The organism is uncultured Gordonia sp. (assembly GCF_937858515.1).
Taxonomy (GTDB): domain Bacteria; phylum Actinomycetota; class Actinomycetes; order Mycobacteriales; family Mycobacteriaceae; genus Gordonia.
The window spans coordinates 1-12,861 of record NZ_CALLZT010000130.1 but is presented as its reverse complement, the minus strand read 5'-3'; the positions used below and the strand labels follow the sequence as shown (position 1 = coordinate 12,861).

The following is a 12,861-nucleotide window of genomic DNA, read 5'->3' as shown; positions in this document are numbered from 1 at the left end:
TCGGGCACGATGTCGTAGGTGATGTGCGAATACACCGGTGCGGTCACCTCGCGGGCACCCGACTTGACCTCTGTGACGAATCGCAACAGCGCCCGGCGATCATAGGACTCGGGAAAGCCCTTGCGGTGCATGATGCCCCGGCGCTGCATCTCAGCTGTCGGCAGCAGAAAGCCGTCGGTGGTGACCAGATCGACCTTGGGATGGGATTCCCACCGCGCCAGCAATGCGGCCAGCACTCGGGCGGTCGTCGACTTGCCGACGGCCACACTGCCGGCGATACCGATCACGAACGGCACCTGCCGATTGGTCTGCCGCTCGCCGAGGAACGTGGAGGTGGCCGCGAACAGACGCTGTCGCGCCGCCACCTGCAGATGAATCAGACGCGAAAGCGGCAGATACACCTCGGCGACCTCGGTGAGGTCGATCTGCTCACCGAGGCCGGTGAGCTGTTCGAGTTCGTGCTCGTTGAGCACCATTGGCATCGATCTGCGCAGGTCACGCCACTGCTTGCGATCGAGTTCCAGATACAGACTCGGGTCGCGGTCGGTCCCCGGACGCCCCATCAGCCGCGGTCCCCGGGCAGGGGACGACACGAACAGACGGGGGTCTCGGTTGTTCTTGCCGGTCTCGACATTCCGACAGTGTAGAACCCCACCGATCGGCGGCTTTCCGGCGCGGTCGGTAGCCTGCGACAGTATGGACGCTGCCGCTGTATACGCCGACGATCTTTCCGGCGATCTCGTCGACGACTACCTGCGCCTCGGTCTGGCATTCGACAGGCTCGAAGAAGGCTTCGTCGACGCCTACACCGGCGACCCGGTGTTGCGTGCCGAGGTGGCCGGTGCCCCGGCCCCGCAGCCGGCGGAACTGGCACGACGCGCCCGGTCACTGCTGACGCGCCTGTCCGGTGAACCGGAGTCCGCACGGGCCGATTTCGTTGCCGCGCACCTGCGGGCGCTGGAATGTTCGGCACGCAAGTTCGCCGGCGAGGACATCGGCTTCGTCGATGAGGTAAAAAGTTACTTCGACGTCGACATCAGCCTCGCCGACCCGGAACGCTATCGCGACGCCCACGAGCGGCTGGCCGTCGCGCTGGACGTGCCCGGCGCCGACGGTGAACGTCTGGCCGAGGCCTATGCGGTGTATCGGCGGGCCGACGAGATTCCCGCGAACCGCGTCGATGAATGCGTCCGTGCCTTCAGCGGCGCACTGCGCGAACGGGTGCGGGCGATCTTCCCGCTGCCCGACTCCGAGATCGTCGAGTTCGAGGTGGTGGGCGACAAACCGTGGTCCGGATTCAACTACTACCTCGGCGACTTCCGGTCGAAGGTGGCGATCAACACCGATCTCACACAACACATGTCGAATCTGCCGAACCTCATCGCGCACGAGGCCTACCCCGGCCACCACACCGAACACTGTCGCAAGGAGCAACTCCTCGTCGGCGGCGGGCAGCGCGAGCAGACCATCTTCCTGGTCAACACGCCGCAGTGCCTGATGGCCGAGGGGCTGGCCGACCACGCGCTGAAGGCCGCGATCGGTCCGGGCTGGCCGTCGTGGGCGCAGGAGATCTACGCCGACCTGGGATTGCGGTTCGACGCCGACCGCGCCACCCGTGTCGGCCGGGCAACCGCCGACCTGCTGTCGGTGCGCCAGGACGCGGCACTGTTGCTGCACGACCAGGGTCGCGGCGAGGACGACGCGGCGGCCTACCTGCAACGCTGGCTGCTCGCCCCACCCGAACGGGCCCGGCAGATGCTGCGGTTCCTGACCTCGCCGCTGTGGCGGGCCTACATCTCCACCTATGTCGAGGGCTACCGGCTTCTTGACACCTGGCTGGACGTGGCGGTCAGCGATGAGGAGCGGCTGCGCAGGGACGACGAGCGGCTGCGCAGGTTCGGCCGGTTGCTCGACGAGCCCCTCATTCCGGCGTCGCTGCGGGCCGAACTCGGGTAGCGGACAAGTCGGGAGGCGTGTAAATAGGCCGGTCGGGGCGCAATCTACACTGTTCGGCATGACGCAGAACCCTGATTCCGTGAATGCGCTTTCCCTCGCCGAGCTCGATCCCGATGTGGCCGCTGCGATGGCCGGAGAGCTCAGCCGTCAGCGTGACACGCTGGAGATGATCGCGTCGGAGAACTTCGTGCCGCGCGCGGTGCTGCAGGCCCAGGGCAGCGTCCTGACCAACAAGTACGCCGAAGGCTACCCGGGACGCCGCTACTACGGTGGCTGCGAACACGTCGACGTCGTCGAGGACATCGCCCGCGCCCGCGCCAAGGAACTTTTCGGCGCCGATTTCGCCAACGTCCAGCCGCATTCGGGTGCCCAGGCCAACGCCGCCGTGCTGCAGGCCCTGATGGAGCCCGGTGAGACGCTGCTCGGCCTCGACCTGGCCCACGGCGGCCACCTCACGCACGGGATGCGGCTGAACTTCTCGGGCAAGCTGTACGAGAACGCCTTCTACGGGGTCAGCAAAGAGGACTTCCGCGTCGATATGGACGAGGTGCGCAAGATCGCCCTCGACACCAAACCCAAGGTGATCGTCGCCGGGTGGTCGGCCTACCCGCGCACGCTCGACTTTGCCGCGTTCCGGTCGATCGCCGACGAGGTGGGCGCCTACCTGTGGACCGACATGGCGCACTTCGCCGGGCTGGTCGCCGCCGGTCTGCATCCCTCACCCGTCCCGCATTCGGACGTGGTGTCCTCGACCGTGCACAAGACACTCGGCGGTCCGCGCTCGGGTCTCATCCTGGCCAAACAGGAATGGGCCAAGAAGCTCAACTCGGCCGTCTTCCCCGGTCAGCAGGGCGGCCCGCTCATGCATGTGATCGCGGCCAAGGCCGTTGCCCTCAAGATCGCCGGCACCGAGGAGTTCGCCGAGCGTCAGCGCCGCACTCTGTCCGGTGCCAAGATCCTCGCCGACCGGCTCACCGGTGAGGATGTCGCCAAGGCCGGTGTCTCGGTGCTCACCGGTGGCACCGACGTGCACCTGGTGCTCGTTGACCTGCGCAACAGCGCACTCGACGGCCAGCAGGCAGAGGATCTGCTGCACGAGGTCGGCATCACCGTCAACCGCAACGCCGTTCCGTTCGATCCGCGCCCGCCGATGGTGACCTCCGGCCTGCGTATCGGCACCCCCGCCCTGGCCACCCGCGGCTTCGGCGACGAGCAGTTCACCGAGGTTGCCGACATCATCGGCACCGCGCTCGCAGCGGGTGCCGACGCCGACGTGACGGCCCTGCGGGCCCGCGTCTCCCAGCTGGCTCTCGATTTCCCGTTGTACGACGGACTTGAGGACTGGGGCCTGATGAGCCGCATCTGACCGGGACCGACGCATCCGGGAACCGGCCGCCCTCGCGGGCTGAAGGACGCCGTGACCTCGGCGAACATGCGGGTGGACGCGTAAATATCCGTGGGGCAACCGCGGGCTGTCTTGGTGCCCAGGATACGGGCCCGTAACGCGAAATTCACGCGAACACACGCTTTTTGGCGAGCCGAACCGCCGCGTGACGCGTACGTTGGCCAGTGACGGGCCGCGTGGAAGCGGTTCGTCCGGGAGGTTCGAACGTGGTCTGTACCAACAGCGCGAGAGGACCGGCCCCGGTCCTCGGTCCATCCGGCGCATGCCGGGTGCGGCCATAGAACCGGCCGGTCGCCGCCAACTGGTTTGTGTGGGTGCCACACAAACGTAGGAGTTCGACGTGACCACACGTACCTACGTCATCGACACCTCCGTGCTGCTGTCCGATCCCTGGGCAGTCACACGGTTCGCCGAGCATCATGTGGTTCTGCCACTGGTCGTGATCAGCGAACTCGAAGGCAAACGCCACCATCACGAACTCGGCTGGTTTGCCCGCGAAGCCCTGCGCCTGCTCGATGACCTCCGGCTCGAACACGGACGCCTCGATCTGCCGATCCCGATCGGTGAGGACGGCGGAACCCTGCAGGTGGAGCTCAATCACACCGATCCCGCGGTTCTGCCCGCCGGATTCCGCACGGACTCCAACGATTCCAGGATCCTCGCGTGTGCCCTCAACCTGCGTGCCGAAGGCAGCGACGTGACGCTGGTGTCCAAGGACACCCCGCTGCGCGTCAAGGCCGGTGCAGTCGGCCTCGACGCCGACGAGTATCACGCGCAGGACGTGGTGGTATCGGGCTGGTCGGGAATGACCGAACTCGACGTCGACTCGCACGTCATCGACACCCTGTTCGCCGAGGGCGTCGTCGACCTCGATACCGCCCGCGAGCTGCCCTGCCACACCGGTATTCGGTTGCTGGGCAACACATCCAGCGCACTGGCGCGGGTAAATCCGGACAAACAGGTGCAATTGGTACGCGGTGACCGCGAAGCGTTTGGGCTGCACGGACGTTCGGCCGAACAGCGAGTCGCCCTGGATCTGTTGCTCGATGAGTCCGTCGGCATCGTCTCCCTCGGTGGTAAGGCCGGTACCGGGAAATCCGCGCTCGCCCTGTGCGCGGGTCTGGAGGCGGTTCTCGAACGTCGTACCCAGCGCAAAGTCGTGGTCTTCCGACCGCTGTATGCCGTTGGCGGACAACAGCTCGGCTATCTTCCCGGTGGCGAGGCGGAGAAGATGGGGCCGTGGGCCCAGGCCGTCTTCGACACCCTCGAAGGCTTGGCATCACCCGAGGTGATCGAAGAGGTGCTGAGCCGCGGAATGCTGGAAGTGTTGCCGCTCACCCACATTCGCGGACGCTCACTGCACGACTCGTTCGTCATCGTCGACGAGGCGCAGTCCCTGGAACGCAACGTACTGCTGACGGTGTTGTCGCGCTTGGGATCCGGCTCCCGAGTGGTGCTCACCCACGATGTGGCCCAGCGCGACAACCTGCGCGTCGGCCGGCACGACGGAGTGGCCGCGGTCATCGAGAAGCTCAAGGGCCATCCGCTGTTCGCACACGTCACCCTCACCCGCAGTGAGCGCTCCCCGATCGCGGCGCTGGTCACCGAGATGCTGGAGGAGTTCGCCCCCGGCGCGGGGTTGTAAGAACGGACATTAACCGCCCTCCACGGCCGCACCGATGCACTATTCCGGTGGCGGCAGTGTGGAGGGCGGTTCTTGTTTGGGGGAGGGGAAGGCCCGCGTGCTCCGGGGATCTATACCGGTCCGTGACCGTATCGGGGTGCATCGACACGCGGGATCTGGCACACTGACCTGGTGCAGAAGTGGCAGATGATGTTTGTGAGGTTTGTGGGACTGATGTCAATCGGTCTCGTCGCCGTCGTACTGGGCGGTATGGGTTCGGCAGCGGCGGCGCCCTCGGGCACCCCGTCCACGCCGTCGAAGTCGGTGCTGCCCAAGACCGGCATTCCCGAGCTCGACTCCGTGCTCAACAGCCTCGCCGACAACCTTCTCGGTACCGGTCAGGACACGGAGAAGGTCGGCCCCAACCAGACACAGCAGGTGATCGTGGTGTCGGCCGCCAAGGCATCGGACACCAAAGGTCAGTTGACCGCGTTCGAACGCGATACGACCGGTACCTGGAAGCCCATCTACGGCCCGATGACCGCCTACCTCGGCTCGAAGGGTATCGGGGAGGCCAAGGACAACGTGCCCCGCACCCCGAAGGGCACCTTCGCCCTCGACCAGGCGTTCGGCCTCAAAGCCAACCCGGGTACCGCGATGCCGTACTTCCAGGTGACGCCGCGGGACTGGTGGGACGGCAACATGAACTCGCCCACCTACAACTCTCATGTCCGTTCGGCGACGAGCCCCGGCGCCGGTAGCGAGAACCTCTACGACATGGGTGCGGTGTACAACTACGCAGTCAATATCGCGAGCAATCCGCAGCGTATTCCCGGCAAGGGGTCGGCGATGTTCCTGCATGCCAGCAACAATCAGCCCACCGAAGGATGTGTCGCCATCGAAGAAGGCGCGATGCGTGACATCCTGCGCTGGCTCGATCCGGCCAAGAATCCGAAGATCGTGATCGGCGTCAACAAGGGCACGCCCACCGACGAGACCGCCAACACCCCCGGCACCACCCTCGGCAGCAGCGAGGGCAACGGCTTCGGTGATCTGGTGAACTTCTTCCTCTCCCTGATCCCGGGATTGTCCGGCAGCAGCAGGTAGCCCCAGCGCAAAAGAAACTCCCATCCGGGACGGCGATTGTCGCCCCGGATGGGAGTTTCTCTTTGTGTCAGATCAGCGTTTGCGGTCGACGTTCGCCATCTTGAGTACGTCCAGGCGTGCGTCGAGTTCGGCTTCGCTGAGGTTCTCGCCGATGAGGCCGCGGTCGATGACCGTCTGCCGGATCGTCTTGCCCTCCTTGAGTGCCTGCTTGGCCACGGCCGCGGCCTCCTCGTAACCGATGGCACTGTTGAGCGGGGTCACGATCGACGGTGAACTCTCGGCGAGAGTGCGCAACCGATCCTCGTTGGCCACCAGGCCGCTGATGCAACGGTCGGCGAACAGCCGGGACACGTTGGCCAGCAACTTGATCGACTCCAGCACATTGCGCGCCATCATCGGGATGTACACGTTCAGCTCGAACGCGCCGTTGCCGCCGCCCCAGGTGACCGCGGCATCGTTGCCGATGACCTGCGCCGCCACTTGCGTAACAGCCTCGGGCAGAACGGGATTGACCTTGCCCGGCATGATGGAGCTACCCGGCTGCAGGTCGGGCAGTGCGATTTCGCCGAGGCCGGTGAGCGGACCCGAACCCATCCACCGCACGTCGTTGGCGATCTTGGTCAGCGACACCGCGACCGTCTTGAGCTGCCCGGACAGTTCCACCAGCCCGTCGCGCGCCGCCTGCGCCTCGAAATTGTCCTTGGCGAGGGCCAGTGCGTCGACGTCGGTGAGCTTCCGCAGCTCGGCGACCACCTTGGTGCCGAATCCGTCGGGGGCGTTGAGTCCGGTGCCCACGGCGGTGCCGCCGATCGGCAGTTCGCCCACGCGTGGCAGGGTGGCGGTGATCCGGTCGATACCGGCCTCGACCTGCCGGGTGTAGCCGGCGAACTCCTGACCGAGGGTCACCGGTACGGCATCCATCAGGTGCGTGCGGCCGCTCTTGACCACCTCACGCCACTGAGTCGACTTCTCCAGCAATGCCAGCCGCAGATGATCGAGGGCTGGGATGAGGTCGGTGACCGCAGCCTCGGTGGCCGCCACATGGGTGGCGGTGGGGAAGGTGTCGTTGGAGGACTGCGACATGTTGACGTGGTCGTTGGGGTGCACGTCGACGCCGTTGTTTTTGGCGATCGTCGCGATCACCTCGTTGGCGTTCATGTTCGACGACGTGCCCGAGCCCGTCTGGAACACGTCGATGGGGAACTGGTCGTCGTGCAAGCCGGCGGCGATCTCGGTGGCGGCGGCGATGATCGCCTCGGCCTTCTCGGCGTCGAGCAGGCCGAGGTCCTTGTTGACCTGTGCGCAGGCGGCTTTGAGCAGGCCCATCGCACGGATCTGGGTGCGCTCGAGCGGACGGAAGCTGATGGGGAAGTTCTCGACGGCGCGCTGCGTCTGCGCCCGCCACAGCGCGTCGATGGGGACCTTGACCTCACCCATGGTGTCGTGCTCGATGCGGTACTGCGGTTCGGTCATGGTGCGCTGATCCTCCGGCCGGCGGGTAGTTAGGTTGACCTTACCCACGTTATACCGTCGCCGGAGACGGCTACGCGGTGGATCGGAGCCACCTGTCGACTCCGATCCACCGCGTGAGAGCCACTACCCGAGGTTCAGCGTTCGCGGGAGCGGACGCGGACACCACCCAGGGGCACCGTCACCGCGCCACCGGGATCGGTGAAGAAGTCGTTGCCCTTGTCGTCGACGACGATGAACGCGGGGAAGTTCTCGACGTCGATCTTCCACACCGCCTCCATTCCCAGCTCGGGGTATTCGATGATCTCCTGGCTCTTGATGCAATCGAGGGCCAGGCGGGCGGCCGGACCGCCGATCGATCCGAGATAGAAGCCGCCGTGCGAGTCGCACGCATCGGTGACCTGTTTGGACCGATTTCCCTTGGCCAGCATCACCATCGAACCGCCCGCGGCCTGGAACTGCTCGACGTAGCTGTCCATCCGGCCGGCGGTGGTGGGGCCGAACGAGCCCGACGCCATGCCCTCGGGGGTCTTGGCCGGACCGGCGTAATAGACGGGGTGATCGCGCAGATAGTCGGGCATCGGCTCGCCGGCGTCGAGACGTTCCTTGATCTTGGCGTGCGCGATGTCGCGGGCCACCACCAGCGGACCGGTCAGCGACAGGCGGGTCTTGACCGGATACTTGGTGAGTTCGGCGAGGATCTCCGGCATCGGGCGGTTCAGGTCGATCTCGACAACCGCGCCGCCCTCGATCTCTTCCGACACACCCGCATCCGGCATGTACTGTGCCGGATCGGTTTCGAGCTGTTCGAGGAAGACGCCGTCGGCGGTGATCTTGCCGAGCGCCTGCCTGTCGGCCGAACAGGACACCGCGATGGCCACCGGCAACGACGCCCCGTGCCGCGGCAGCCGGATGGCGCGTACGTCGTGGCAGAAGTATTTGCCGCCGAACTGCGCGCCGATGCCGAACGACTGGGTGAGCTTGAAGATCTCCTCCTCGAGCGCGGTGTCGCGGAAGCCGTGCGCCGACATCGATCCCTCTGTGGGCAGCGTGTCGAGATAGTGCGCAGAAGCGTATTTCGCTGTCTTCAAGGCGAATTCGGCCGATGTGCCGCCGATCACCACAGCCAGGTGATAGGGCGGGCAGGCGGCGGTGCCCAGCGAGCGGATCTTCTGATCGAGATAGTCGAGGAGCTTGTTCGGGCTCAGAATGGCCTTGGTCTCCTGGAACAGGAACGATTTGTTGGCCGACCCACCGCCCTTGGCCATGAACAGGAATTTGTACTCGGGGCCCTTCGGTCCCTGCTCGGTGGCGTAGATCTCCACCTGCGCAGGCAAATTGGTGCCGGTGTTCTTCTCCTCGAACATCGTCAGCGGCGCGTTCTGCGAATAGCGCAGATTCAGCGTGGTGTATGCGTCGTAGACGCCGCGCGAGATCCATTCACCGTCGTCGGCGCCGGTGATTACGCCCTCGGATTTCTTGCCCATCACAATGGCGGTGCCCGTGTCCTGGCACATAGGCAGGATGCCACCGGCCGAGATGTTCACATTCTTGAGCAGATCCAGCGCCACGAACCGGTCGTTGCCCGACGCCTCGGGATCGTCGATGATCTTGCGCAACTGGGCCAGGTGGGCGGGCCGCAGATAGTGGCTGATGTCGTGAATCGCCGCCTCGGTGAGCTTCCGCAGGGCCTCGGGGGCGACCTTCAGAAATGTGCGACCGTCGACCTCGAACGTCGACACCCCGTCCGTCGTGATCAGACGGTACGGGGTGTCATCGGCGCCGATCGGCAGGAGATCGGAATAGCGGAACTCGGGAGCTTGGGCTGTACTCACAGGGCGAATCGTATAACCGCAGGCCGCTGACCTGCGACTATGAGAAGCCTAGCCTAACTTGCATCCGAGGTGGATCGATCATGCGGGCGTCTCACCGGACCCTTCGAGACCCTCGCTCCTTCGTCGCTTCGGCCTCAGGGATCAAGAGGTGTGGTCGCGTCGCTTGCTCTGTTCGCGGGGGTGGTCATGTCTGTCGGCCTCGGGGATCATGAGGTGTGGTCCCCCATCGTCTCAGAGGTCGATGCGGGCGAATTCGCGCAGTTTGGCGGTCTGGTGCACGGCCTCGATGCGGCGGATGGTGCCCGACTTGGACCGCATCACCAGCGAACGGGTGGTGGCGCCGTTGCGGCGGTAGGTGACCCCGCGGAGCATGTCGCCGTTGGTGACGCCGGTGGCACAGAAGAAGGCGTTCTCGCCGGCGACCAGAATGTCGTTGGTGAGGACCTTGTTCAGGTCGTGACCGGCGTCGAGGGCCTTCTGGCGTTCGGCCTCATCGCGCGGCCACAGCTTGCCCTGGATCTCCCCGCCCATGCACTTCATCGCCACGGCGGTGATGATGCCCTCGGGCGTGCCACCCACGCCCATCAGCATGTCGACGGTGGAGTAGTCGCCGGCCGCGGCGATCGCGCCGGCGACGTCGCCGTCGGAGATGAGACGGATCTTGGCGCCGGCGGCGCGGATCTCGCTGATCAGGTCGGCGTGCCGCGGACGGTCGAGCACGACGACGGTCAGGTCGCCCACGTCGATGCCCTTGGCATTGGCCACCGACTTGACGTTCCACTCCACCGACGCGTCGATGTCGATGGCGCCCTTGGCCTCCGGACCGACCGCGATCTTGTTCATGTAGAACACCGCGGACGGGTCGTACATGGTGCCGCGCTCACTCACCGCGATCACGGCGATCGAATTGGGCCGGCCCTCGGCCATCAGCGTGGTGCCGTCGATCGGGTCGACCGCCACATCGCAGTCGGGGCCGTCGCCGTTGCCCACCTCTTCGCCGTTGTAGAGCATCGGCGCCTCGTCCTTCTCGCCCTCGCCGATCACGACGACGCCGCGCATCGACACCGTCGAGAGCAACTCGCGCATCGCGTCGACCGCCGCGCCGTCGCCGCCGTTCTTGTCACCGCGGCCGACCCAGCGACCGGCGGCCAGCGCCGCGGCCTCGGTGACCCGGACCAGTTCCATGGCCAGGTTGCGATCGGGAGCCTGGTGGGTTGATTCGGACATGAGAGTCGGCCTCCTAGGGCGTGCGGGGGAGCGTGCTGGCACCGTGCGGTTCTCCCATACTCCCACGTCAGGAATGCCCGACGACATCGCGGGTGCGCCGCGGCACACGGCCCGTGCGCGTCCGGCGGCCCGGTCGCGGTATAGATTCTCCACGGGAGTCACTGCACACATCTGGTCACCGTTCGTCGCCTCCGTCACGGACGGATATGAAGGAGAGCCCATGGCCTCGGTCACATTCGACGGCGCCACCTGCCTGTTCCGGGGGTCGGATACGCCCGCGGTGGATTCGTTGAGTCTGGAGATCGCCGACGGTGAGTTCCTGGTGCTCGTCGGTCCGTCGGGGTGCGGCAAGTCGACGTCGCTGCGGATGTTGGCCGGACTCGAAGACGTTTCGAGCGGGCGCATCCTCATCGGCGATAACGACGTCACGGGCCTGGACCCCAAGGACCGTGACATCGCGATGGTGTTCCAGAACTACGCGCTCTACCCGCACATGTCGGTGGCCGACAACATGGGCTTTCCGTTGAAGATGGCCGGGATGGCAAAGCCGGACATCCAGCAGAAGGTCGCGACCGTCGCCGAGATGCTCGACCTGACTCCCTATCTCGGCCGTAAGCCGAAGGCGCTGTCGGGCGGTCAGCGGCAGCGGGTGGCGATGGGCCGCTCGATCGTGCGTGAGCCGCAGGTGTTCTGCATGGACGAACCGTTGTCGAACCTCGATGCCAAACTGCGGGTGCAGACCCGCGCGCAGATCGCGCAGTTGCAGCGGCGTCTGGGCGTGACCACCGTATACGTCACCCACGACCAGGTGGAGGCGATGACGATGGGCGACCGGGTGGCCGTGCTCAACAGCGGTGTGCTGCAGCAGTGCGCGAGCCCGCGCGAACTGTACGCCAAACCCGACAATCTGTTCGTCGCCGGATTCATCGGATCACCTGCGATGAATCTGTTCACCGTGCCGGTGGGAGCGGGTGGGATCGAGCTCGGCGGCGCCCACATCCCGCTGCCGGCATCCGGTCTCGACGCCGATCAGGTGGTCGTGGGTGTGCGCCCGGAGGATCTGGCCATCGTCGACGGCCGGTCGGTGCCGCAGTCCCTGCCCGTGGACGTCGATGTGGTCGAGGAACTCGGCTCGGACGCGTTCCTGTACGGCCGCACCGAACTGCTCGGCGACGAGGTTTCGCTGGTGGCTCGTGCCGATTGGCGCTATCCGCCGCACAAGGGGGACCGGTTGAGTCTTGCCGTCGACATCGCCCGGGTGCATTTGTTCTCGACGATCACCGGTAAGCGTTTGTAAGCCACGTCACGTTGGGTATGTGATACTTTCCGTGAACTTGGTGTGACCTGCGACCTGCTCGTCATGCCCTGTGTGGGGAAAACTCTGATCAGACCTGTGAACAGGAGAATTATGGGTACGAGGACCCGGTTTGGACGCGGCGGTACATTCGCCGTTGCGCTTTCGGTGGCATCAGCGCTGGTGCTCTCGGCCTGCTCGGACGACGGTGACAGCGCCGACGACGCGGCCGGCAAGAACCTCGATGGCCGCGGCGCCATCTCGTTCGCCATGGGAAAGAACGACCTCGACATCATCCGCCCGATCGTCGACTCGTGGAACAAGTCCCACGCCGACGAAAAGGTCGAGATCGTCGAACTGCCCGGCGAGGCCGACGACGCGCGTGAGCGTCTGGTGCAGTCGCTGCAGGCGGGCAATGACGAATTCGACGTGATGGCACTCGACGTCACCTGGACCGCGGAGTTCGCCGCCAACGGCTGGCTCGAACCGCTCACCGGCGACCTGGCACTCGACACCGCCGGGTTGCTGCCCGCGACGGTCGAGAGCGCCACCTACCGCGACGTGCTGTACGCGGGCCCGCAGAATACCAACGCGCAGCTGCTCTACTACCGCAAGGACATCGTCGGCGACAAGGCCCCCGAGAACTGGGCCGCGCTCACCGACAGCTGCGCCAAGGCCAAGGCCAAGAAGGTCGACTGCCTGGTCACCCAGCTCAAGCAGTACGAGGGTCTGACCGTCAACTCCAGCCAGTTCATCCACTCGTGGGGCGGCCAGGTCGTCGGCTCCGACGGTAAGACCCCCGAGGTCAACTCCACCAAGTCCAAGGAAGGCCTGACCGCGCTGGTCGACGCCTACAAGAAGGGTGATATCCCCAAGAAGGCCACCGGCTTCACCGAGGAGGAGACCAACCTGTCCTTCGTCGGCGGCGAGTCGGCCTACGCCT

The 12,861-nt window shown here is 65.8% G+C and carries 10 protein-coding genes; 6 read left to right on the top strand and 4 right to left on the bottom strand.

Features of this window, described 5'->3' with window-relative positions; translation table 11 throughout:
- Window positions 1-563: type I pantothenate kinase (gene coaA, locus Q0627_RS11900; protein ID WP_298810107.1), on the bottom strand; the 563-nt coding region annotated here is incomplete at its 3' end.
- A gap of 133 nt (window positions 564-696) precedes the next feature.
- Here coaA and Q0627_RS11895 point away from each other — a divergent pair.
- The 4 genes from Q0627_RS11895 to Q0627_RS11880 all read left to right on the top strand — a co-directional run bounded on the left by Q0627_RS11895 (window position 697) and on the right by Q0627_RS11880 (window position 6,092).
- A complete protein-coding gene (locus Q0627_RS11895; RefSeq protein ID WP_291012514.1) occupies window positions 697-1,956 on the top strand; it encodes a DUF885 domain-containing protein in 1,260 nt (419 codons plus the stop codon).
- Between the two features lie 58 nt (window positions 1,957-2,014).
- Window positions 2,015-3,322 (top strand): serine hydroxymethyltransferase, encoded by a 1,308-nt coding sequence (gene glyA, locus Q0627_RS11890; RefSeq protein WP_291012512.1) that lies wholly within the window; start codon window positions 2,015-2,017, stop codon window positions 3,320-3,322.
- Window positions 3,323-3,701: 379 nt separating this feature from the next.
- The gene (locus Q0627_RS11885) at window positions 3,702-5,006 is read left to right on the top strand and encodes a PhoH family protein (protein ID WP_291012510.1); all 1,305 of its coding nucleotides are present in this window, start codon (window positions 3,702-3,704) and stop codon (window positions 5,004-5,006) included.
- A gap of 213 nt (window positions 5,007-5,219) precedes the next feature.
- Complete coding sequence (locus Q0627_RS11880; protein ID WP_291012508.1) at window positions 5,220-6,092, top strand: L,D-transpeptidase; 873 nt, start codon at window positions 5,220-5,222, stop codon at window positions 6,090-6,092.
- A 72-nt stretch (window positions 6,093-6,164) separates the two neighbouring features.
- Here the strand turns inward: Q0627_RS11880 and Q0627_RS11875 are convergent, their stop codons facing one another.
- From Q0627_RS11875 to glpX, 3 genes are all read right to left on the bottom strand, one after another.
- On the bottom strand, window positions 6,165-7,565 hold the full coding sequence (locus Q0627_RS11875) for a class II fumarate hydratase (protein WP_291012506.1): 1,401 nt from the start codon (window positions 7,563-7,565) through the stop codon (window positions 6,165-6,167).
- A gap of 134 nt (window positions 7,566-7,699) precedes the next feature.
- Window positions 7,700-9,397, bottom strand: a complete 1,698-nt coding sequence (locus Q0627_RS11870; RefSeq protein WP_291012503.1) for a fumarate hydratase — start codon at window positions 9,395-9,397, stop codon at window positions 7,700-7,702.
- Window positions 9,398-9,628: 231 nt separating this feature from the next.
- Entirely contained in the window at window positions 9,629-10,624 is a 996-nt protein-coding gene (glpX, locus tag Q0627_RS11865) for a class II fructose-bisphosphatase (protein WP_291012501.1), read from the bottom strand.
- Window positions 10,625-10,844: 220 nt separating this feature from the next.
- On the opposite strand from glpX, the gene Q0627_RS11860 reads away from it, so the two are divergent.
- Together Q0627_RS11860 and Q0627_RS11855 are read left to right on the top strand one after the other, a co-directional pair.
- A complete protein-coding gene (locus Q0627_RS11860) occupies window positions 10,845-11,921 on the top strand; it encodes a sn-glycerol-3-phosphate ABC transporter ATP-binding protein UgpC (protein WP_291012498.1) in 1,077 nt (358 codons plus the stop codon).
- 111 nt (window positions 11,922-12,032) lie between these two features.
- Window positions 12,033-12,861 (top strand): extracellular solute-binding protein (locus Q0627_RS11855; protein WP_298810094.1); only part of this gene is annotated, 829 nt, incomplete at its 3' end.

Excerpts from the sequence above, each read along its gene's own strand:
- Q0627_RS11895 (WP_291012514.1), top strand. The coding sequence starts at position 697 with ATGGACGCTGCCGCTGTATACGCCGACGATCTTTCCGGCGATCTCGTC.
- glyA (WP_291012512.1), top strand. The coding sequence starts at position 2,015 with ATGACGCAGAACCCTGATTCCGTGAATGCGCTTTCCCTCGCCGAGCTC.
- Q0627_RS11880 (WP_291012508.1), top strand. The coding sequence starts at position 5,220 with ATGTCAATCGGTCTCGTCGCCGTCGTACTGGGCGGTATGGGTTCGGCA.
- Q0627_RS11875 (WP_291012506.1), bottom strand. The coding sequence starts at position 7,565 with ATGACCGAACCGCAGTACCGCATCGAGCACGACACCATGGGTGAGGTC.
- glpX (WP_291012501.1), bottom strand. The coding sequence starts at position 10,624 with ATGTCCGAATCAACCCACCAGGCTCCCGATCGCAACCTGGCCATGGAA.
- Q0627_RS11860 (WP_291012498.1), top strand. The coding sequence starts at position 10,845 with ATGGCCTCGGTCACATTCGACGGCGCCACCTGCCTGTTCCGGGGGTCG.